The 21416-nt window shown below is 72.5% G+C and carries 19 protein-coding genes; 11 read left to right on the forward strand and 8 right to left on the reverse strand.

The features are described from left to right. Positions 1-19: 19 nt before the first annotated feature. From OSR43_RS09670 to OSR43_RS09680, 3 genes are all read left to right on the forward strand, one after another. Positions 20-775 (forward strand): SDR family oxidoreductase, encoded by a 756-nt coding sequence (locus tag OSR43_RS09670; RefSeq protein ID WP_302271158.1) that lies wholly within the window; start codon positions 20-22, stop codon positions 773-775. A 50-nt stretch (positions 776-825) separates the two neighbouring features. Further along, positions 826-1707 (forward strand): SDR family oxidoreductase, encoded by an 882-nt coding sequence (locus OSR43_RS09675; RefSeq protein WP_302271159.1) that lies wholly within the window; start codon positions 826-828, stop codon positions 1705-1707. Positions 1708-2002: 295 nt separating this feature from the next. Then, the gene (locus OSR43_RS09680; RefSeq protein ID WP_302271160.1) at positions 2003-2944 is read left to right on the forward strand and encodes a type IV toxin-antitoxin system AbiEi family antitoxin domain-containing protein; all 942 of its coding nucleotides are present in this window, start codon (positions 2003-2005) and stop codon (positions 2942-2944) included. Positions 2945-3161: 217 nt separating this feature from the next. On the opposite strand, the gene OSR43_RS09685 is transcribed toward OSR43_RS09680, so the two are convergent. Further along, positions 3162-4325, reverse strand: coding sequence for a steroid 3-ketoacyl-CoA thiolase (locus tag OSR43_RS09685; protein WP_302271161.1), 1164 nt, complete (start codon positions 4323-4325; stop codon positions 3162-3164). A gap of 133 nt (positions 4326-4458) precedes the next feature. Here OSR43_RS09685 and OSR43_RS09690 point away from each other — a divergent pair, with 133 nt between their 5' ends. After that, positions 4459-5703 carry a cytochrome P450 gene (locus OSR43_RS09690; protein ID WP_302271162.1) on the forward strand — a complete coding sequence of 415 codons (1245 nt, stop codon included), beginning with the start codon at positions 4459-4461 and terminating at the stop codon, positions 5701-5703. A gap of 40 nt (positions 5704-5743) precedes the next feature. Then, positions 5744-6985, forward strand: coding sequence for a cytochrome P450 (locus OSR43_RS09695; protein ID WP_302271163.1), 1242 nt, complete (start codon positions 5744-5746; stop codon positions 6983-6985). A 21-nt stretch (positions 6986-7006) separates the two neighbouring features. Here OSR43_RS09695 and map read toward each other — a convergent pair whose 3' ends face one another. After that, positions 7007-7810 (reverse strand): type I methionyl aminopeptidase, encoded by an 804-nt coding sequence (gene map / locus OSR43_RS09700; protein ID WP_302271164.1) that lies wholly within the window; start codon positions 7808-7810, stop codon positions 7007-7009. Positions 7811-7837: 27 nt separating this feature from the next. Between map and OSR43_RS09705 the strand changes: the two genes are divergently transcribed. Further along, positions 7838-8644 carry a pentapeptide repeat-containing protein gene (locus OSR43_RS09705; protein ID WP_302271165.1) on the forward strand — a complete coding sequence of 269 codons (807 nt, stop codon included), beginning with the start codon at positions 7838-7840 and terminating at the stop codon, positions 8642-8644. Between the two features lie 13 nt (positions 8645-8657). Here the strand turns inward: OSR43_RS09705 and OSR43_RS09710 are convergent, their stop codons facing one another. The 3 genes from OSR43_RS09710 to OSR43_RS09720 are packed head-to-tail and all read right to left on the reverse strand — an operon-like array spanning position 8658 to position 11846. After that, a complete protein-coding gene (locus tag OSR43_RS09710; RefSeq protein ID WP_302271166.1) occupies positions 8658-9821 on the reverse strand; it encodes a thiolase domain-containing protein in 1164 nt (387 codons plus the stop codon). Further along, positions 9821-10873: a thiolase domain-containing protein gene (locus OSR43_RS09715; RefSeq protein ID WP_302271167.1), complete on the reverse strand. Its 1053-nt coding sequence runs from the start codon at positions 10871-10873 to the stop codon at positions 9821-9823. Before OSR43_RS09715 ends, OSR43_RS09710 begins: the two co-directional genes overlap by 1 nt. Positions 10874-10886: 13 nt before the next feature. After that, positions 10887-11846 carry a Zn-ribbon domain-containing OB-fold protein gene (locus OSR43_RS09720; RefSeq protein ID WP_302271169.1) on the reverse strand — a complete coding sequence of 320 codons (960 nt, stop codon included), beginning with the start codon at positions 11844-11846 and terminating at the stop codon, positions 10887-10889. Positions 11847-11904: 58 nt separating this feature from the next. On the opposite strand from OSR43_RS09720, the gene OSR43_RS09725 reads away from it, so the two are divergent. From OSR43_RS09725 to OSR43_RS09735, 3 genes are read left to right on the forward strand one after another with little or no spacing between them, the layout of a single operon-like run. Further along, on the forward strand, positions 11905-12948 hold the full coding sequence (locus OSR43_RS09725) for an LLM class F420-dependent oxidoreductase (protein ID WP_302271171.1): 1044 nt from the start codon (positions 11905-11907) through the stop codon (positions 12946-12948). After that, positions 12945-14594, forward strand: coding sequence for a fatty-acid--CoA ligase FadD8 (gene fadD8, locus OSR43_RS09730; RefSeq protein WP_302271172.1), 1650 nt, complete (start codon positions 12945-12947; stop codon positions 14592-14594). The genes OSR43_RS09725 and fadD8 overlap by 4 nt, the downstream gene beginning before the upstream one ends. Positions 14595-14631: 37 nt before the next feature. Beyond that, on the forward strand, positions 14632-15177 hold the full coding sequence (locus OSR43_RS09735) for a TetR family transcriptional regulator (protein ID WP_302271173.1): 546 nt from the start codon (positions 14632-14634) through the stop codon (positions 15175-15177). A 20-nt stretch (positions 15178-15197) separates the two neighbouring features. Here OSR43_RS09735 and OSR43_RS09740 read toward each other — a convergent pair whose 3' ends face one another. Together OSR43_RS09740 and OSR43_RS09745 are read right to left on the reverse strand one after the other, a co-directional pair. Further along, positions 15198-15467, reverse strand: a complete 270-nt coding sequence (locus OSR43_RS09740) for a hypothetical protein (RefSeq protein ID WP_302271174.1) — start codon at positions 15465-15467, stop codon at positions 15198-15200. A gap of 1190 nt (positions 15468-16657) precedes the next feature. Next, the gene (locus OSR43_RS09745; protein WP_302271175.1) at positions 16658-17497 is read right to left on the reverse strand and encodes a crotonase/enoyl-CoA hydratase family protein; all 840 of its coding nucleotides are present in this window, start codon (positions 17495-17497) and stop codon (positions 16658-16660) included. A gap of 45 nt (positions 17498-17542) precedes the next feature. On the opposite strand from OSR43_RS09745, the gene OSR43_RS09750 reads away from it, so the two are divergent. Then, a complete protein-coding gene (locus OSR43_RS09750) occupies positions 17543-19192 on the forward strand; it encodes an acyl-CoA synthetase (protein WP_302271177.1) in 1650 nt (549 codons plus the stop codon). Positions 19193-19199: 7 nt separating this feature from the next. Then, on the forward strand, positions 19200-20306 hold the full coding sequence (locus OSR43_RS09755) for a nitronate monooxygenase family protein (RefSeq protein WP_302271178.1): 1107 nt from the start codon (positions 19200-19202) through the stop codon (positions 20304-20306). On the opposite strand, the gene OSR43_RS09760 is transcribed toward OSR43_RS09755, so the two are convergent. Next, on the reverse strand, positions 20303-21409 hold the full coding sequence (locus OSR43_RS09760) for a glycoside hydrolase family 6 protein (RefSeq protein WP_302271179.1): 1107 nt from the start codon (positions 21407-21409) through the stop codon (positions 20303-20305). The genes OSR43_RS09755 and OSR43_RS09760 overlap by 4 nt on opposite strands. Positions 21410-21416 lie beyond the last annotated feature (7 nt).

Raw genomic sequence — 21416 nt, forward strand, 5'->3', positions numbered from 1 at the left:
TGCTTGGTATGGTCGCAGCATGTCGCTCACCCTCGACCTCACCGGCCGCGTCGTCCTCGTGACGGGCGGGACCAAGGGCATCGGACTCGGCATCACCCGCGTCTTCCTGGCCGCCGGGGCGACGGTCGCGACCTGCTCGCGCTCCGACGTCGAGCCCGTCGCCGGGACGACCCACCACGTCTGCGACGTCCGCGACGCCGAGGCGGTCGCCGGCATGGTCGACGCCGTCGTCGGTGAGCACGGCCGGCTCGACGTGCTGGTCAACAACGCCGGCGGCGCGCCGTACGCCATGGCGGCGGACGCCTCGCCCCGCTTCCACGACAAGGTGGTCGGCCTCAACCTGATGGCCCCGCTGGTCGCCGCGCAGGCGGCGAACCGGGTGATGCAGGCCCAGCCCACGGGCGGGTCCATCGTCAACATCAGCTCGGTGTCGGCCACCCGGCCCTCGCCGGGCACCGCGGCGTACGGCGCAGCGAAGGCCGGCCTGGACTCGCTCACCCGGTCCCTGGCGATCGAGTGGGCGCCGCGCGTGCGGATGAACTCCGTCGACGTCGGCCTGTGCCGCACCGAGAACACCGACGACCACTACGGCGGCGACGACGGTGTCGCCGCGATCGAGCGGACCATCCCGCTCGGCCGGATGGCGCGGCCCGAGGAGGTAGGCCACGTGGCGGCCTTCCTCGCCAGCGACCTCGCGTCGTACGTCTCCGGGGCGCGCGTGGAGTGCCACGGCGGCGGCGAGCCGCCGGTGTTCCTCTCCGCCGTGACCGGCTGACCCGCTTCGAACCCCTCCCGACTCCCGACCCTGATCCCAGGAGCACCTTGATGAGCACCCTCCTCGACGGCCGCGTCGCCATCGTCACCGGCGCGGGCCGCGGCATCGGCCGCGCCCACGCGCTCGAGCTGGCCCGGCACGGCGCCCGCGTCGTCGTCAACGACTACGGCGTCTCGATCTCCGGTGAGGGCACGGGGGAGACCCCGGCCGAGTCCGTCGTCGCCGAGATCGAGGCGATGGGCGGCCAGGCCGTCGTCAACGGCGCCGACGTGGCGGACTTCGCCGCGGCCGAGGCGATGGTGCAGCAGGCCATCGACACCTTCGGCGGCCTGGACATCCTGGTCAACAACGCCGGTTTCGTGCGCGACCGGATGCTCGTCAACACCTCCGAGGAGGAGTGGGACGCCGTCGTGCGGGTCCACCTCAAGGGCCACTTCGCCCCGCTGCGGCACGCCGGTGCCTACTGGCGCAACGAGGCCAAGGCCGGCCGCACCCGCGCCGCCCGCGTCGTCAACACCTCCTCCGGCGCCGGCCTGCAGGGCTCCATCGGCCAGGCGACGTACTCCGCGGCGAAGGCGGGCATCGCCGGGCTCACCCTCGTCGCCGCCGCCGAGCTCGGGCGGTACGGCGTCACCGTCAACGCCATCGCGCCGGTCGCCCGGACCCGGATGACCGAGGGCGCCTTCGACACCTCGGCCATGCCCGAGCCGGAGGACAACTCCCCGGTCGTCGCCTGGCTCGCCTCCGAGGAGGCCGGCGACGTCACCGGCCGCGTCATCGAGATCGAGGGCGGCAAGGTCACCCTCGAGAACGCCTGGGCCCACGGCCCCTCCCGCGACAAGGGCTCCCGCTGGGAGGCCGCCGAGCTCGGTGCCGTCCTGCGCGACCTGATCTCCTCCGCGCCTGCCCCGGAGCCGGTGTACGGCGCCTGAGCTCGCGGCGTGTGTGCGGGTCGGTGAGGGCGGTTCATCAAGGGATGCAGATGACTTGCTGCTTCCCTGGGTGAGCTCCACTCGGGAGGCGGCGCTTCATCAAGGGATGCAGATGACTTGCTGCTTCCCCGGGTGAGCTCCACTCGGGAGGCGGCGCTTCATCAAGGGATGCAGATGAACAGTCGCCCACGAGCGCCCGCCCGTCCCGCGTCCACAGGTGCGCGAACGCCTGGCCTGTCCACAGCCGTCGGTGACGCTGCTCCGTCGGGTCCAGTCGGCCCGCGACCGTCCTGCCATGGACCCGATGCGCGTGCTCGCCGAACGGAACGGCTTCTTCACGCGGCGCGACGCCCGCAGTGCGGGGTACGCCGACCGCGACATCACCAAGGTCGTCCGACACCGGGTCTGGGTCCGCATCCGCCGTGGCTACTACACCTTCACCGAGCTGTGGCAGGCGCTCGACGACCTCGGGCGCCACCGCGTGCGGAGCGGCGCGGTGCTCGACTCGCTCGGTGACCGGGTGGCGCTCAGCCACGTGTCAGGAGTCGTCGAGCACGGCATCGACACCTGGGGCGTGGACCTCTCGCGAGTGCACGTCACCCGGCTCGACGGCGGCCCGGGCCGGATCGAGGGTGACGTCGTCCACCACGAAGGCTTCTGCGCCGCCGACGAGGTGCTCGACGCGGGCGGTCGGCTGGTGCTGCCGCCCGAGCGTTGCGCGCTCGAAGCCGGCTCCCGGGCCACGAACGAGCAGGCGCTGGTCATGCTGGACTCCCTGTTGCGCCGCGGCCTGGTGAGTCCCGAGGCCCTCATGGGGCGCTTCGAGCTCATGAGCCACTGGCCGTTCGTGCAGCACCTGCACCTGATGGTCCGGATGGCAGATGCGCGTGCGGAGTCGGTGGGCGAGTCCCGCGGCCGATACCTCTTCTGGAGCCACGGCCTGCCGGCACCTCAGCTGCAGTACGCCGTCCACGACACGGGCGGTCAGCTGGTCGCCACCTCGGACTGGGGGTGGCCGGAGCACGGACTGCTCGGGGAGTTCGACGGGCGCGTGAAGTACGGACGCCTGCTCCGGCCGGGCCAGGACGCGAGGGCGGTCGTCTTCGCCGAGAAGCAGAGGGAAGATCGTGCCCGCGAGGCCAGCGGCATGGGCATGGTCCGCCTGGTCTGGTCGGACTTCGACCGCCCGACCCTGACGGTCGCGCGGGTCAGGCGGGGGCTCCGACTGTCCGGCTGACCGCAGGCTCGCTGGGTCGCGCCTCGCGGGGTGACCGTTCGGCTGCATCCCTTGATGGCGCGCCGCTTCCCTGGTGAAGTTCGCCCCGGGGAGTGATGAGTCGGCTACATCCCTTGATGGAGCGCCGCCTCCTAGGTGTAGCTCGTCCAGGGAAGAGGCGGTTCGGCTGCATCCCTTGATGAACAGCCACCACCCGCCCCGAGCCGGACGAACCCGCTCAGATCCGCTCGAGCAGCGTGCCGGTGGCCATGGCACCGCCGGCGCACATGGAGATCAGGGCGGTGGAGGCGTCGCGCCGCTCGAGCTCGTGCAGGGCGGTGGTGATCAGCCGGGTGCCGGTGGAGCCGACGGGGTGGCCCAGGGCGATGGCGCCGCCGTTGACGTTGACCCGGTCCATGTCGACGCCGTGCTGGCCGGCCCAGGACAGGACGACGGAGGCGAAGGCCTCGTTGACCTCGAACAGGTCGATGTCCGAGATCGACCGGCCCGACCGGGCGAGCACCCGCGCGGTCGCCTCGACGGGGCCGTCGAGGTGGTAGTACGGGTCGGAGCCGACCAGGCAGTGGGTGACGATCCGCGCGCGGGGGGTGAGGCCCAGCGAGCGGGCCTTGTCCTCGTCCATGATCAGGACCGCCGAGGCGCCGTCGCTGATCTGGGAGGACGTGCCGGCGGTGTGCAGGCCGTCGGGCAGGACGGTACGCAGCGCCGCGAGGCCCTCGGCGGTGGTGTCGCGCAGGCCCTGGTCGCGGTCGACGAGGCGGGTCTCGCCGGTGGGGGAGCCGTCCTCGCCGAGGACGGGCGCCTCGATCGGGGCGATCTCGCGCTTGAAGCGGCCCTCGTCCACGGCGACGCGCGCCTTGCGCTGGGAGGCGAGGCCGAACGCGTCGAGGTCGGCGCGGCTCAGCCCTCGGTTGCGCGCGATCCGGTCGGCGGCCTCGAACTGGTTGGGCATGTCGATCGTCCAGTCGTCGGGCCGCGGGTCGCCGAGGCCGGCGGGGACGTTGCCGCCCAGCGGGATCCGCGACATCGACTCGACGCCGCAGGCGATGCCGACGTCGATGGTGCCGGCGGCGACCATGTCGTGCACCAGGTGCGCGGACTGCTGGCCCGAGCCGCACTGGGCGTCGACGACGGTCGCGCCGGTGTGCTGGGGGAGCCCGGCGTGGAGCCAGGCGCGGCGCACCATGTCGTTGGACTGCTCACCGGCCTGGGTGACGCAGCCGCCGACGACCTGCTCGACGAGCTCGGGGTCGACCCCGGCGCGCGCGAGCACCTCGCGCTGCGCGAACCCGAGGAGGACGGCGGGGTGCACGCCGGCGAGCCACCCCTTCTTCTTCCCCAGGGGGGTGCGGACGGCGTCGACGATCACGGGAGTGCCCATAGGGGCAGACTAGAACAGGTTCTCGTTCCGCGGGAGGGTCGTCCCAGTCAGGTGGTCGCGGGGTTCTTCCCTTACCTACCGAGAGTATGTAACCTCGGCCACTAGAACACGTTCCAGTGACGAAGGGCTGCTCGTGACCTCTACCGCCGTGCCGGTGTTCGACCCCACCGATCCCGACGTCATGGCCCAGCGCCTGCCGCACGAGGAGCTCCTCGCGCTGCGGCGTACGTCGCCCGTCGCGTGGATCGCGCAGGACGAGGCGGCCCGCGCCGGGTTCCCCGACCACGAGGGCTACTGGGCGCTGAGCCGGCACGCCGACGTCGCGGCGGTCTCCAAGGACCAGGCCAACTTCTCCACCCGCGAGAACGGCGTGATCATCCGCTTCGCCCCGGGGATGACCCGCGAGGAGGTCGAGCAGACCGGCTTCCTCCTCATCAACCACGACGCGCCGGACCACACCAAGCTGCGCCAGATCGTCTCCCGTGCGTTCACCCCGCGAGCGATCAACGCCCTGCAGGACGGGCTCAAGGCGCGTGCGGAGAAGATCGTCGACGACGCCCTGGCCAAGGGCGAGGGCAACTTCGTCGAGGACGTCGCGGCCGAGCTGCCCCTGCAGGCCATCGCGGAGCTGCTCGGGGTGCCGCAGGAGGACCGCGGGAAGCTCTTCGAGTGGTCCAACCAGATGCTGTCCTACGACGACCCCGAGGTCGAGGGCGACCAGATGACGGCGTTCATGGAGATCCTCGCCTACTCGATGGCGCTCGCCGACCAGCGCCGCACCCACCCCCAGGACGACATCCTCACCCGCCTGGTGACCGCCGACGTCCAGGTCGGCAGCGAGGAGGGCCGCGGGCTGACCGACGACGAGTTCGGCTTCTTCATGATCCTGCTCGCCGTCGCTGGCAACGAGACGACCCGCAACGCGATCACCTGGGGCATGCACGCCTTCATCGAGAACCCCGACCAGTGGGAGCTCTACAAGCGTGAGCGCCCGGCCACCGCCGTGGACGAGATCATCCGCTGGGCGACGCCCGTGACGGTCTTCCAGCGCACCGCGACGAACGACGTCGAGGTCGGCGGCCAGCTGGTCCGCAAGGGGGACCGGGTCGGGCTGCTCTACGCCAGCGCCAACTTCGACGAGGACGTGTTCGAGGACCCGTTCCGCTTCGACGTCACGCGCGACCACAACCCGCACCAGGCCTTCGGTGGCCACGGCGCGCACTACTGCATCGGCGCCAACCTGGCCCGGCTCGAGGTCGACCTGATCTTCCGCGCCCTGGCCGACCGGGACGTCACCGTCACGCAGCTGTCCGAGCCGCGCAAGCTGCGCAGCTCGTGGATCAACGGGGTCAAGGAGCTGCGCGTCGCCTACCGGTGACGTGCTCGGGCCGGCTCGGAAACGCACAAGGAGGAACGCAGTGACCGCCACCGACGTCCGGGCCGAGGGGTTCGACCCCACGGACCCCTTCGTGAACGAGAAGTCCGTCCCGCACGACCGCTTCCGCGAGATGCGGCAGGCCGGCCCGCTGACCTGGGTCGAGCAGGCGCCCGGGACGTACGACGGCATGGCGCCCGAGTCCGGGAGCGGCTACTGGGCCGTCACCCGGCACGCGGACGTCTCAGCCGTCTCCAAGAACTCCAAGGACTGGTCCAACGCCGAGAACGGCGCGATCATCCGGTTCTCCGAGGGGATGCTGCGCGAGCAGGTCGAGATGCAGCGGGTGATCATGCTCAACCAGGACGCCCCCGAGCACCCGACCACCCGCCAGATCGTCTCCCGGGCCTTCACCCCGCGCTCGATCAACGAGCTCGAGGACCTGATGCGCCAGCGGGCGGAGACGATCGTGACCTCCGCCGTCGAGCGCGGGACGGGCGACTTCGTCGAGGAGGTCGCCGCCGAGCTGCCGCTCCAGGCGATCGCCGACCTGATCGGCGTCCCGCAGGAGGACCGGTTCAAGCTGTTCGACTGGTCCAACCAGATGCTGGCCTCCGACGACCCCGACTACCCGGGCGACCCGGACGTCGCCGCCGCGGAGATCCTGGGCTACGCGATGTCGATGGCCGCCGAGCGCCAGGCCAACCCCCGCGACGACCTGATCACCCGGCTGCTCAACGCCCACAAGGGCGAGCGCGGCCTGACCGACGACGAGTTCGGCTACTTCGTCATCCTGCTCGCCGTCGCCGGCAACGAGACGACCCGCAACGCCATCTCGCACGGGATGAACGCCTTCCTCGACAACCCCGAGCAGTGGGAGCTGTGGAAGGCCGAGCGGCCGGCCACGATGGTCGACGAGGTCGTCCGGTGGGGAACGCCGGTCACGGTGTTCCAGCGCACCGCGGTGCGCGACGTGGAGATCGGCGGCGTCACCGTCCGCCAGGGCCAGCGGGTCGGGCTGTTCTACGCCAGCGCGAACTTCGACGAGACGGTCTTCGAGGACCCGTTCCGCTTCGACATCACCCGCGACCCGAACCCGCAGCTGGGGTTCGGTGGCCACGGGGCGCACTACTGCCTGGGGGCCAACCTCGCCCGCCAGGAGATCCGGGTGCTCTTCGACGCGCTGGCCGACCACGCCCCGGGGATCGTCAAGGAGCGGGAGCCCCGGCGGCTCCGCCACTCCTGGATCAACGGGCTCAAGGACCTGCCGGTCCGCTACGCCTGACCCGACGACCCGGCCGGCGGGTCAGGCCCGCACGAGCCCGCCCTTGAGGACGGGCTCGTGCTGGCGCGCGGTCAGCACCAGGGGGCCGTCCTCGGTGACGGCGACGGTGTGCTCCATGTGGGCGCCGCGGGAGCCGTCGAGGCTGCGCAGCGTCCAGCCGTCGGCGTCGGTGAAGATCTCGTCCGTGGTGTGCAGGAACCACGGCTCGATCGCGATGACCAGGCCGGGCTTGAGGGTGTACCCACGGCCGGGGCGCCCGTCGTTCGGGATGTGCGGGTCGCCGTGCATGGTCCGGCCGACGCCGTGGCCGCCGAACTGGGTGTTGATCTTCAGGCCGGCCTCGCGGGCGACCGAGGCGATGGCGTGGGAGATGTCGCCGATCTTCGCGCCCGGCTGCGCGGCCGAGACCCCGGCCTCGAGCGCCCGCTGGGTCGTCGCGATCAGCGCGAGGTCCTCGGGACGGGCGGTGCCGACGACCAGGGAGTACGCCGAGTCGGCCACCCAGCCGTCGACGCTCGCCGCGAAGTCGACGCTGAGCAGGTCGCCGTCCTGCAGGACGTAGTCGCGGGGGAGCCCGTGCAGCACCGCGTCGTTGACCGAGGTGCACAGCACCTTGCCGAACGGCGAGGCCCCGAAGGACGGGTGGTAGTCGATGTAGCAGGACTCCGCACCGCGCTCGCGGATCATCCGGTGCGCCAGGGCGTCGAGCTCGAGCAGGTTCATGCCCACGTCGGCGGTCTCGGCCAGGGCGGTGAGGACGTCGGCGACGAAGCGGCCTGCGGCGCGCATCTCCTCGACCTGGGCAGGGGTGCGGAGCTCGATCACGCCCCCAGCCTAGATAGGTTCGTCCCCGTGGCCCACATCGACCATCGGTCGCACCTGCGGGCCGACTGCGCCCGCTGCACGGGCCTGTGCTGCGTCGCGCTCGCCTTCGCCCCCTCCGCGGACTTCGCGATCGACAAGCCCGCGGGCGCGCCGTGCCCGCACCTGGCCGGCGACTCGCGCTGCTCGATCCACGACCGGCTCCCCGAGCGCGGGTTCCGCGGCTGCACGACGTACGACTGCTTCGGCGCGGGCCAGCGCGTCGTCGGGGACGTGCTGCCCGGGACCGACTGGCGCGCCGACCCCGCGGCGGCGGGGCGGCTGTTCGCGGTCTTCCACGTCGTCCGAGGCCTCCACGAGCTGCTCTGGTACGTCGCGGAGGCGGCCTCGCTCGTGGACGGCCCGCTCCACGCGGAGCTCGAGGCGGTGCGGGTCCGGCTCGAGGGGCTGGCCGGTGCGGACGCCGACGTCGTCGCCGCGGTCGACGTGGACGAGGAGCGGGCCGGCGCCGTGCCCCTGCTGCGTGCCGCGAGCGAACGGGCCCGCGCCGGCTCGGCGGCGCCCGACCTGCCCCGGGACCTCGTCGGCCGGGACCTGCGCGGCGCCGACCTCGCCGGCGCGGACCTCCGCGGCGCGCTGCTCATCGGCGCGGACCTGCGCGGCGCCGTGCTGGAGCGGACCGACCTCACCGGCGCCGACCTGCGCGGTGCGGACGTGCGGGGCACCGACCTGGCACGGGCGCTGTTCCTGACCCAGCAGCAGGTCGCCGCGGCGGACGGGGACGCGGGCACGACACTGCCCGGGGCGCTCGGTCGCCCCGGGCAGTGGCCGGTGTGAGCGGGTCGCCCGGCTAGTTGCCCGGCTTGTCCGCGCCGACGACCCACATCGCGAAGAACTGGGACCCGCCGCCGTACGCGTGGCCCAGCGCCCTGCGGGCGCCGTCGACCTGGTGCTCCCCGGCCGCTCCGCGCACCTGCAGGGCGGCCTCGCCGAACCGGAGCATCCCCGAGGCGCCGATCGGGTTGGAGGAGAGGACGCCGCCGGAGCAGTTGACCGGCAGGACGCCGTCCATCGCGGTGCCGCCGGACTCGGTCAGCCGCCAGCCCTCGCCCTCCGCGGCGAAGCCGAGGTTCTCCAGCCACATCGGCTCGAACCACGAGAACGGCACGTAGATCTCCGCCGCGTCGATCTCTCGGAGCGGGTCGGTGATCCCCGCCTGCTGCCAGAGGTACGCCGCGGCGTCGCGCCCCGCCTGCGGGTTGACCTGGTCGCGCTCGGCGGCCGTGGTCGCCTCCGAGCGCATCACCGTGCCGTGGATCCAGGCCGGGTTCGGCGACGCGGCCGCGGTGTCCTCGTCGACGATCACCATCGCGCAGGCGCCGTCGGAGGAGGGGCAGGTCTCGTCGTACCGGATCGGGTCCCACAGCACCTGCGAGGCCAGCACCGACTCGACGGTGGTGTCGGGGTTGCGCAGGTGGGCGTAGGGGTTGCGCAGCGCGTTCTGCCGGTCCTTGGCCGCGACGATGGCGCCGACGTGGGTCGGCGCGCCGGAGCGGCGGATGTAGGAGCGCACGTGCGGGGCGAAGTACCCGCCGGCGCCGGCGTGCACCGGCATGTTGAACGGCACGGGCACCGAGAGCGCCCACATCGCGTTGGACTCCGACTGCTTCTCGTAGGCGACGGTCAGGACCCGCTTGTGCACGCCCGCCTGGACCAGCGAGGCGGCGACGATGGCGGTCGAGCCGCCCACCGAGCCGGCGGTGTGCACCCGCAGCAGGGGCTTCCCGGCCGCGCCGAGCGACTCGGCGAGGAACAGCTCGGGCATCATCACGCCCTCGAACAGGTCCGGCGCCTTGCCGACGACGATCGCGTCGATGTCGTCGAGGGAGATGTCGGCGTCGGCGAGGGCCCGGTCGATGGCCTCCCGGCAGAGGCCGGCCATCGAGACGTCCTCACGCTTCGCGCGGTGGTGGGTCTGGCCGACGCCGACGATCGCGGCTGGCTGCTTGGCCATCAGTTCCTGCCCTCCATGGTGCACACGATGTTCTGCTGGAGCGCGGGGCCGCTGGTGGCGTGGCCGAGCACCTTGCCTGCCTCGCCGTCCCACACCTTGCGCGCGGCCTCGCCGAGGCGGATCAGGCCGCCGGTGAACATGGGGTTGCCGGCCAGCGCACCGCCCGACGGGTTGACCGCCACGTCCTCGGCCAGGCCGAGCTCCCGGCGCAGCACGAGCTCCTGGTGGCTGAACGGCGCGTGCAGCTCGGCCACCTCCACGCCGTCGACGCCCGCGGCCCGGCCGGCGCGCTCGGCCGAGGGGGAGCGGGTGAGGTCGCGGGTGCCCATGCTGATCGCGTCCACGTAGTGGCTGAAGCCGCTGATCCACGCCGGCCGGTCGCGCACCTCGCGGGCCCGGTCGCCGGCGGCGAGGACCATCGCGGCCGCGCCGTCGGTGACCGGCGCGCAGTCGTGCTTGCGCAGCGGGTCGGCGTACATCGGCCGGGCCAGGAGCTCCTCGACCGACGAGCCGCCCTTGCGCACGGCGTACTCGTTCTTCTCCGCGTCGGTCAGCGAGCGGTTGGCCACCTCGGCCATCGCCCGCTCGTCCCAGAGCCCGGCGTCGATGCCGGCGCGGGCCTGGAGGCCGGCGAGCGACACGGTGTCGGGCCACAGCGGCGTCATCGTGTAGGGGTCGAGCTGCAGCGCGAGGGTCCGGCGCAGCACGCCCGCCGAGCTCTTGCCGAACCCGTAGACCAGGGCGGTGTCGACCTCCCCGGTCTGGATCTTCAGCCACGCCTCGTACAGCGCCCAGGCCGCGTCCATCTCGACGTGCGACTCGTTGACCGGCGGGATGACGCCGATCGCGTCGACCGCCTGGACGAACGAGAAGGACCGGCCGGCCAGGTAGTCGGAGGACCCCGAGCACCAGAAGCCGATGTCGCGCCGGGTCCACCCGGTCTGCTCGTAGCACTCCGCGAAGAGCGGGACGAGCAGCTCCACGCACGTGGGCGACCCGTCGAACTCCTCCATCTGCCGCTGGGCGAACCCGACGACGGCGACGTCTCTCATCGTCTCTCCCGCCTCAGAGGTGGTGCTTGTAGGTGTCGTAGTCCGCGTCCGGCTCGCCGGTGGGACGGAAGTGGCTGATGTTCTCGATCGTGGTGCCCCACTCCTCGCGGGGCTTCCAGACCGCCTCGACCCGCATGCCCATCCGGACCTCCTCGGCCGGGAGGTCGAGGATCAGGTGCAGGAAGGCGATGTCGGCACCGTCGAGCAGCACGTACGCCGAGACGTACGGCGGCTTGATCCGCTGGCCCAGGAACGGCACGTTGACGATGCAGAACGTCGTCACCGTCCCGGTCTGGGAGAGCTCCACCTCGTCGGTGGTCGGTGTGCCGTCGGCCGGGCACGCGCTGCGCGGCGGCACGTACACCTTGCCGCAGGTGGGGCACCGCTGGCCGATGATCCGGCCCTCGGCGATGGCGCGGTAGAAGGACGACTCCTCCGGCGACGCGGCGTACTGGTAGTCCAGCTCGACGGGGGTGACGACCCCCGTGACGGGCTCGCCCAGGTCGCCGAGCTCGGTCGCGGAGCCGGTCGCTGCGTCCTCGGCCGGCTCGAAGCAGGAGATGTCGGTGATCGCGCCGACCCGCTCCTCGGCCCAGCGGACCCGCACGCGCATGCCCGTGCGGACCTCGGCGGGGGAGCCGACGTCGAGCGCGTGCACCAGCGGCGCGTCGGCGCCGTCGAGGGTCACCAGCGCGAAGGCGAAGGGGCGGTCGAGCGGCTGGCCGGCCACCGGCTCGGGGACCCAGCTCCACGAGGTGACCGTGCCGGTGTCGGCGACCTCGACGAAGTCGTCGAGCTGCCGGTGGGTGACCGGGTCGTACTCGGGCGGGGGGACGACGACGCGGCCCTCGGAGGTCCGGCCACCCACGACGCGGCCCTCGCGCAGGCCGGTGAGGAACTGACCGAGGACCGGTCCGGTGGACCGCGTGTAGTCGAAGGCGACCGTGACCGGTGCGGACAAGGTTCGGGACATGGTCGGGAAGTGAAACACGTTCTAGAAATCGCGGCAAGGGTCTGCCAGGGTGACGGCCATGAAACTCGGACTGCAGCTCGGCTACTGGGGCGCGCAGCCCCCGACTGGTGTCGCCGAGCTCGTCGCGGCCGCCGAGGAGGCCGGCTTCGACGCGGTGTTCACCGCCGAGGCGTGGGGCTCCGACGCATTCACCCCGCTCGCCTGGTGGGGGCGCACGACGACGCGCCTGCGGCTCGGCACCTCCATCGTCCAGATGTCCGGCCGGACACCGACCTCGATCGCGATGCACGCGCTCACGCTCGACCACCTCAGCGGCGGCCGCGTCGTCCTCGGCATGGGTGTGAGCGGTCCGCAGGTCGTGGAGGGGTGGTACGGCGAGCCCTTCGCCAAGCCGCTGGCCCGCACCCGCGAGGTCGTCGACATCATCCGCCAGGTCCTCGCTCGCGAGGCGCCCGTGACCAACGACGGTCCGCACCACCCGCTGCCGTACGCCGGCCCGGGCGCGACCGGTCTCGGCAAGCCGCTCAAGCCCATCGTCCACCCGCTGCGCGCCGACGTCCCGATCTGGCTCGGCGCCGAGGGGCCGAGGAACGTCGCGCAGACCGCCGAGATCGCCGACGGCTGGATCCCGATCTTCTACACGCCCCGGTCCGCCGGGATGTACCAGCCGTGGCTCGACGAGGGCTTCGCGCGCCCGGGCGCCCGGCGTACCCGGGCCGACTTCGAGATCGCCGCCACCTGCCACCTCGAGATCGTCGAGGACGCCGCCGGCAAGCAGGCCTTGATCGACGCGATGAAGCCGTTCGTCGCGCTCTACATGGGCGGCATGGGGGCCAAGGACCAGAACTTCCACAAGCAGGTCTTCGAGCGGATGGGCCACGCCGAGCTGGCGGAGCAGGTCCAGGAGCTCTACCTGACCGGCGAGAAGGAGATGGCGGCGGCGCTGGTCCCCGACGAGCTGGTCGACGACATGCACATCATCGGAACCGCCGGCGAGGTGCGCGAGCGCGTCGCCCAGTGGGAGGAGACCGGAGTGACCACCTTGCTGCTCAGCTGCCGATCCGCGGACGAGGTCCGCCGCGTCGCCGAGGTGCTCGCATGAGCACCCCCGCGCTGGTCGAGCCCGCCGAGACCCAGGAGCCGACCCAGGAGCTCCTGCGGCTCGGCACCCACAACGGCCACCTCATGGTCGCCGCCCTCAGGAAGCACCGCACGAAGCCCGTGATGCACCTCGGCGACGTCACGCTGACCGGCGGCGAGGTGGCCGAGCGGATCAGCCAGTACGTCCAGGCGTTCGAGGCGCTGGGTGCCGGGCGCGGCACGGCCGGGGCCCTGCTCGCGCTGAACCGGCCCGAGGTGCTGTTCATCCTCGGTGCCGGCCAGACCCAGGGCTACCGGCGCACGTCGCTGCACCCGCTGGGCTCGCTGGAGGACCACGCCTACGTCATCAACGACGCCGAGATCACCACGCTGGTCATCGACCCGAACCCGATGTTCGTCGAGCGCGCGCTCGGCCTGCTCGAGCGGTGCCCGGGACTGGACACCGTGCTCACCATCGGCCCCGTGCCCGAGCCGCTCGCGTCCGTGGGCGCGGACCTGACCGCGAAGGCGGCCGAGTTCGAGCCGCAGCCGCTCGAGGCCGCGCTGCTGCCGCACGACCACGTCGTGTCGATCACCTACACCGGTGGGACGACCGGCAAGCCCAAGGGCGTCATCGGCACGTCGCGGCAGATGAACACGATGACCCAGGTCCAGATGTCGGAGTGGGAGTGGCCCGAGTCCCCGCGCTTCCTCATGTGCACGCCGCTCTCCCACGCCGGCGCGGCGTTCTTCGTGCCGACCGTGCTCAAGGGCGGCTGCCTCTACGTGCTGGCGAAGTTCGACCCCGCCGAGGTGCTGCGCACGATCGAGGAGCAGCGGATCACCGCGACCATGCTGGTGCCCTCGATGCTCTACGCGCTGATGGACCACCCCGATTCGAGGACCCGGGACCTCTCCTCGCTCGAGACCGTCTACTACGGCGCCTCGGCGATCAACCCGGTCCGCCTGCGCGAGGCGATCGACCGCTTCGGGCCGATCTTCGCCCAGTACTACGGCCAGTCCGAGGCGCCGATGGTGATCAGCTACCTCGGCAAGCAGGACCACGTCTCCGCCGACGACCGACGCCTCGCCTCCTGCGGCCGCCCCTCGGCGTTCCTGCGGACCGCGCTGCTCGGCGAGGACGGGCGGCCCGTGCCGACCGGCGAGCCCGGCGAGATCTGCGTGGCCGGTCCGCTCCTCGCCGGCGGCTACTGGAAGCTCCCCGAGGCTACGGCCGAGACGTTCCGCGACGGTTGGATGCACACCGGGGACGTGGCGCGCGAGGACGAGGACGGCTTCTGGTACATCGTGGACCGCACCAAGGACATGATCGTCACCGGCGGCTTCAACGTCTTTCCGCGGGAGGTCGAGGACGTCGTCGCCGAGCACCCCGCGGTCGCGCAGGTCGGGGTGATCGGCACGCCGCACGAGAAGTTCGGCGAGGCGGTCACCGCCATCGTCGTCCTGCGGGAGGACGCGGCCCGCGACGAGGAGTCGGTGGCCCGGATGACCGCGGAGATCCAGGAGATGGTCAAGGAGCGCAAGGGGTCGGTGCAGTCGCCCAAGCAGGTCGTCGTGGCCGACGCGCTTCCGCTGACCGCCCTGGGCAAGCCGGACAAGAAGGCGCTGCGCGCGCAGTACTGGACCGGGGACCGCGCCGTCGGGTGAGCGGCCGGTGCGCCCGCGCAGCCACTAGCCTGCCCGGGTGACCGGGCGCAGCACACGGACGGCGATCGCGGAGGCCGCACGCCGGCAGTTCCAGGCCGGCGGGTACGCCGCGACCTCGGTGCGCTCGGTGGCCGCGGAGGCGGGCGTCGACGCCGCGCTGGTGATGCGGCACTTCGGTTCCAAGGAGCAGCTGTTCCTCGAGACGATCGACGTCGAGGGCGCCTTCGAGCAGGCGCTGGACGGCCCGCCGGAGCGACTGGGGGAGCGACTGGTCACGCTCGTGCTCGACGACCGGCTCGGACGCGTGTTCCGGACGACGTACCGGGCGATGATCCGCGCGACCGACAGCGACCAGGTCCGGACCCGGCTGCTGGAGGCGATGGAGACGACGCTCGCCGCCCCGATCGCCGGGCGGCTCGAGGGCGAGGACGTCGAGCTGCGGTCGCGGCTGGTGGCCGCGCAGGTGGGCGGGCTGCTCGAGGCCCTGGCGATCCTCGAGGACCCCGTCGTCACCGCCGCGCCGCCCGAGCGGGTGGCCCGCTGGTACGGCGCGGCGGTGCAGGCGCTGGTCGACGGCGCGTAGCCGTCAGGACCCGCGAGCCCTCAGAGCAGGCCCTGGACGGTCCGGGTGTCGCCGCTGCGGCCGACGACGAACAGGGTGCCGTCGGCGTTGTCGAGGTACTCGCGCACGGGGTCGAGCCCGAGCCCGGTGGCCTCGGCGATGTCGGTGTCGGGGATCGCGGTCACCGACTGCCCGAAGCCCGACGGCGGCGCGAGGTCGTCGCTGGTCGCCCCGCCGCCCTGGGCACGCTGCCAGAGCTCGCGGATGGTGTTGTGCAGGTCGTCGGTCGTGGCCTCGGTGTCACTGGTCATGCCCGAGCGGTACCCGGGTCACCACCGGACAACGTCGCTCGGCCCTGTGGGGAACCTCTCCGCCGCGTGCTGCTGGTCGAGCAGGGAGGCGCGCCAGCGCGGACGTGCTGCTGGTCGAGCAGGGAGGCGCGCCAGCGCCGAGCGTCGTCGAGACCCGGTGAGGTGGCCCACGGCTCTGCTGGTCGAGCAGGGAGGCGCGCCAGCGCCGAGCGTCGTCGAGACCCGGTGGGGTGCCCACGGCGCTGGGGACGGTCACCGGGTCTCGACGACGGCTCGCCAGGGCTCGCCTGCTCGACCAGCAGTACGCCGCACGCGCCAGCGCCGAGCGTCGTCGAGACCCGGTGAAGTGCCCAGGGCGGTCGGGACGGTCGCGGGGCCTCGACGACGGCTCGCCAGCGCAGGGCACCCGCTGGTCGAGCAGGGAGGCGCGCTAGCGCCGAGCGTCGTCGAGACCTGGTGAGGTGCCTGCGGCGCTGGGGACGGTCGCGGGGCCTCGACGACGGCTCGCCAGGGCTCGCCTGCTCGACCAGCGGGCGGCTCTGCTGGTCGAGCAGGGAGGCGCGCCAGCGCCGAGCGTCGTCGAGACCCGGTGGGGTGCCTACGGCGCTGTTGGTCGAGCAGGGAGGCGCGCCAGCGCCGAGCGTCGTCGAGACCCGGTGGGGTGCCCACGGCGCTGGGGACGGTCACCGGGTCTCGACGACGGCTCGCCAGGGCTCGCCTGCTCGACCAGCAGTACGCCGCACGCGCCAGCGCCGAGCGTCGTCGAGACCCGGTGAAGTGCCCATGGCGCTGGGGGCGGTCACCGGGTCTCGACGACGGCTCGCCAGTGCTCGCCTGCTCAACCAGCGGGCGGCTCTGCTGGTCGAGCAGGGAGGCGCCCCGGCGCCGAGCGTCGTCGAGACCCGGTGAGGTGCCCACGGCGCTGGGGGCGGTCACCGGGTCTCGACGACGGCTCGCCAGGGCTCGCCTGCTCGACCAGCGGTGCGGTGAGGTGCCTGCGGCGCTGGGGACGGTCGCGCGGTCTCGACGACGGCTCGCCAGGGCTCGCCTGCTCGACCAGCGGTGGGGTGAGGTGCCCACGGAGGTGGGGACGGTCACCGGGTCTCGACGACGGCTCGCCAGGGCTCGCCTGCGCGACCAGCGGGCGGGCTCTGTTGGTCGAGCAGGGAGGCGCGCCAGCGCCGACCGCTTCAGGAGGCGGTGAAGCGCGGGGCGCGCTTCTCGGCGAAGGCGCGCGGGCCCTCCTTGGCGTCGTTCGAGGCGAAGACGGCGGCACCCACGCGGGCGTCGTCCTTCCAGGCCTCGTCCTCGTGCTTGCCCTCGGACTCGCGCATCGTGCGGAGGATGGCCTGGACGGCGACCGGGCCGTTGGCGGCGATGAGGTCGGCGATCTCGTGGGCCTTGGCGAGGGCCTGGCCGTCGGGGACGACGTGCCCGATCAGGCCGATCTCCTTCGCCTCGGCCGCCTTCACGTGGCGGCCCGTCAGCAGCAGGTCGGCCGCGACGGTGTAAGGGATCTGGCGGACCAGGCGGACGGCCGAGCCGCCCATCGGGTAGAGGCTCCAGCGCGCCTCGGAGATGCCGAACTTCGCGGACTCGCCGGCCACCCGGATGTCGGTGCCCTGCAGGATCTCGGTGCCGCCGGCGATGGCGGGGCCCTCGACCGCGGCGATGAGCGGCTTGGTCAGCCGGAAGCCCTTGAGCAGGCCCTTGATGACGGTCGGGTCGTACTCGCCGGACTCGAAGGACTCCGACGGGGGCCGCTTCGACATCGACTTCAGGTCGGCCCCGGCGCAGAAGTATCCGCCCGCGCCGGTGAGGATGCAGACCCGGATCTCGGGGTCGGAGTTCACCCGGTCCCAGGCCTCCTCCATGATCGCGAGCATCTCGCCGGAGAGCGCGTTGCGCGACTCCGGCCGGTTCATCGTGACGACCAGCTTGTGGCCCTCCTGCTCGACGAGGCAGTGCGGCTCGGAGGGCGCGTCGGAGGGGCTGTCGGAGGGGGCCTGGGAGGCGTCCGTGCTGGTCATGCGGGGATGCTAGCCAAGAACGAGAACGTGTTCTAGTGTCGCGGCGTGGCTCACAACATCGCTGACCTCTTCGAGCACGCGGTCGACGCCGCGCCCGACAACCTCGCCGTCAAGGTGGGTGATCGGGTCGCCACCTACGCCGACCTCGAGGCCGAGTCGAACAAGCTCGCGCACTACCTGCAGGCGCAGGGAGTGGGCCCCGGCGACCACGTCGGGATCTACGCCAAGAACAGCATCGAGCACGTCGTGGCGGTGCTGGCGGTGACCAAGATCCGCGCGGTCAACATCAACGTCAACTACCGGTACGTCGAGGGAGAGCTGAACTACCTCTTCGACAACGCCGACGTGGTCGCGCTGGTCCACGAGCGGCCCTACGCGGACCTCGTCGCCGCGTGCTTCCCCCGCCACGAGAAGCTCCGGGTGGCCGTGGTGATGCCGGACGCCATCGAGCCCGACGACACCAGCGACGTGTCGTCGTACGGCGGCGTCCTGTGGGACGACGCGCTGGCCGGCCAGTCCGCCGAGCGCGACTTCGGCGAGCGCAGCGCCGATGACCTGCACATCATCTACACCGGCGGCACGACCGGCTTCCCGAAGGGCGTCATGTGGCGCCACGAGGACTTCTGGCGGGTCCTCGGCGGCGGGATCGACTTCTACACCGGTGACCGGCTCGACGAGCACGACCAGTCCAAGCAGGCCACCGACCCGCGGATGGTCACCTTCCCACTGAGCCCGCTCATGCACGGCGGCGCCCAGGCCGGTCTCCTCATGCACCTCTTCGCCGGGCACCTCACGATCCTCGAGCCGAAGTTCGACCCCGTCCGGACCTGGGAGATCATCGACCGCGAGAAGGTCCAGCTGATCTTCATGACCGGCGACGCGATGGCGCGCCCGCTGATCGAGGCCTACGAGGCCGGGGACTTCGACGGGTCCAGCCTGTTCGCGATCTCCAGCAGCGCGGCGATCTTCAGCCCGCCGGTGAAGAAGCGGTGGATGGACGCCTTCCCGAACGCCGTCTTCACCGATTCCATCGGGGCCTCCGAGACCGGCTTCCAGGGCATGGGCATGCAGGAGAAGGACAACATCAGCGCCGACGGCCCCGTCGTCGCGCTCGGACCGGCCAGCGTCGTCATCGACGAGGACAACCGCCTGCTCGACGTGGCCACCGACGTCGGCCGGGTCGGCCGGCTCGGCCGGGGCGGCCACGTGCCGGTGGGCTACTACAAGGACGAGGTCAAGTCGGCCGCGACCTTCCTGACCATCGACGGCGAGCGCTACTCGGTCCCGGGGGACAACGCCCGGATCGAGGAGGGCGGCAAGGTCACGCTGCTCGGGCGCGGCTCGAACTGCGTCAACACGGGTGGCGAGAAGGTCTACCCCGAGGAGGTCGAGATGGCCATCAAGGGCCACCCCGCGGTGTACGACGTGCTCGTGGTCGGCGTGCCCGACGAGAAGTTCGGCCAGGCGGTCGCCGCCGTGGTCGAGCTGCGCGAGGGCCACACCCTCGAGCTCGAGGACCTGCGCAGCTACCTGCGCGCCCACCTCTCGGGCTACAAGCTGCCCCGCGCCCTCACCCTCGTCGACCGCGTGCCCCGCAACGCCACGGGCAAGGCGCAGTACCCCAAGGCCAAGGAGATGGCGCTGGCCGTCACCGGCCGGCCCGCCGACCAGTCCACCGCACCCACGGGAGCCTGAGCACCAGATGCGTACCCCCCTCTGCGACGCCTTCGGCATCGAGTACCCGATCTTCGCCTTCACCCCCTCCGAGCACGTCGCGGCCGCGGTGTCGCGCGCCGGCGGGCTGGGCGTCCTCGGCTGCGTGCGGTTCAACGAGACCGAGGAGCTCGAGGAGACGCTCAGCTGGCTCGACGACAACACGGACGGCAAGCCGTACGGCGTGGACATCGTCATGCCGATGAAGATCCCGACCGAGGGCACCTCGATCGACCTCAAGGCGATGATCCCCGAGGAGCACATCTCCTTCGTCGACCGCACGCTGCAGAGGCTCGGCGTGCCGCCGCTCCCCGAGGGCGAGGGCCGCGACGGCGTCCTCGGCTGGCTGCACTCGGTCGCGCGCAGCCACCTCGACGTGGCGCTCCAGCACCGTCCGGTGCTCATCGCCAACGCCCTCGGCTCGCCGCCGACGGACGTCATCGACACCTGCCACGAGCACGGCGTCAAGGTGGCCGCGCTGGCCGGTGCGGCCAAGCACGCGCTCAGCCACGTCGCCAACGGCGTCGACATCATCATCGCGCAGGGCTACGAGGCCGGTGGCCACACCGGCGAGGTGGCCAGCATGGTGCTGACCCCCGACATCGTCGACGCGGTCGGCCCGGACGTCCCGGTGCTGGGCGCCGGCGGCATCGGGTCCGGTCGGCAGGTCGCGGCCTCGCTGGCGCTCGGTGCGCAGGGCGTCTGGACGGGCTCGATCTGGCTCGGCACCGAGGAGTACCGCAACCTCTCCGCCAACCACTCCGCCTGGGAGACCGCGTTCACCCGCGCGACCTCGAGCGACACCGTCCGCACCCGGGTCTACACCGGCAAGCCCGCGCGCCTGCTGAAGACCAAGTGGGTCGAGGCGTGGGCCGAGGAGGACGCACCCCAGCCGCTGCCGATGCCGCTGCAGAACCTGCTGGTCTCCGAGGCGCACAACCGGATCGTGGCGTCCAACGACCCCGACGTGATCTCCATGCCGGTCGGCCAGATCGTCGGCCGGATGAACGAGGTCCGCCCGGTCGCCGACGTGGTCGCGGACCTGGTCGCGGAGTTCGACGAGACGGTCAAGCGGCTCGACGGCCTCAGCGTCTAGCGGTACGGCGTGGTCCGGGCGACAGCGAGCGCCCGCCGCAGGTCGAACGGCTTGGCCTGGCGGTCCAGCCAGGGCCGCCCGGCCCACAGGTAGCCGTCGACGTGCGCGGCCGCCAGGCGGCGCACGTCGTCGGGCATGCCCCAGCGCTCGTCGGCGACCTGCCAGGTCGGCGGGATGCCGAGCGTGACGCAGCGCCGCTGCTTCCGGGTGGTGCAGGTCGGGGCGTTGTCGAACCGGCCGCCGTGGTGCCGGCGGTTGTACTCGAAGGTGAAGCCGCGCCCGTTCTGCGCGGTGTCGACGGTGAAGTGCCTGCCGGCGATGCCGCGGGCGGCCAGCGCCTCGACCACCCGGGCGCCGAAGCGGACCTGGCGCGCGGTCGTCTCGTAGTGGGTCGTGTTGAGGTGGAAGCCGCGCACGTGACGGACACCGGCGCGGACCAGCTGGGTCACCGCCAGCTGCGGGTCGAGGTGGTTCCACCCGGCCGAGCCGACCTCGATGTAGACCGAGGTGCGGGGGAGCGCCGCCAGCGCCCGCGCGGCGTAGGCCACCAGCCGGGAGAGCTGGGTCGACCCCCGCGGCGCGCAGAGCGCGAACGGCCCGTCGGGCTGCAGGACCACCGCGGCCCGCGTGTCGCCGAGCGCGCCGGCGAAGCTGCGGACCCATCGCTTGTACGACGCCTTCTCGGACTTCGTGGGCAGCCGGGTGCACGCCTCGTGCTCCCAGGGCACCATCCGGAAGACCGTCAGCTGGACGAGCGCGTCCGGGTCGCCGCCCTGGGCGTTGGCGACGTACTCCCCGACCCGCGCGGCGATGTCGCGGTCGGGGATCCAGTCGCCGAACCACTTCGCCTTCGGGGCGTTCGCGATCTGCCCCAGCAGCTCGCGCTGGCGACCGGTCGCCCGCTCGTACGGCGCCCAGGCCATCTCCGCGCCGCCGCGGTAGACGCCCCACGTGCCACCCGCGAGCGGGTTGTCCGAGCCGGTGCCGACCGCCGCCGGGGAGGCCGGGAGAGGAGCAGCGAGGGAGCCGGCGGAGGTGGCCGGTCCCAGGAGGAGCAGGAACGCCACCACGAGGGCAGGCAGCAGCGGCAGCCGGGGGGACATGCGCCCG

The organism is Nocardioides sp. Arc9.136 (genome assembly GCF_030506255.1).
GTDB lineage: Bacteria > Actinomycetota > Actinomycetes > Propionibacteriales > Nocardioidaceae > Nocardioides.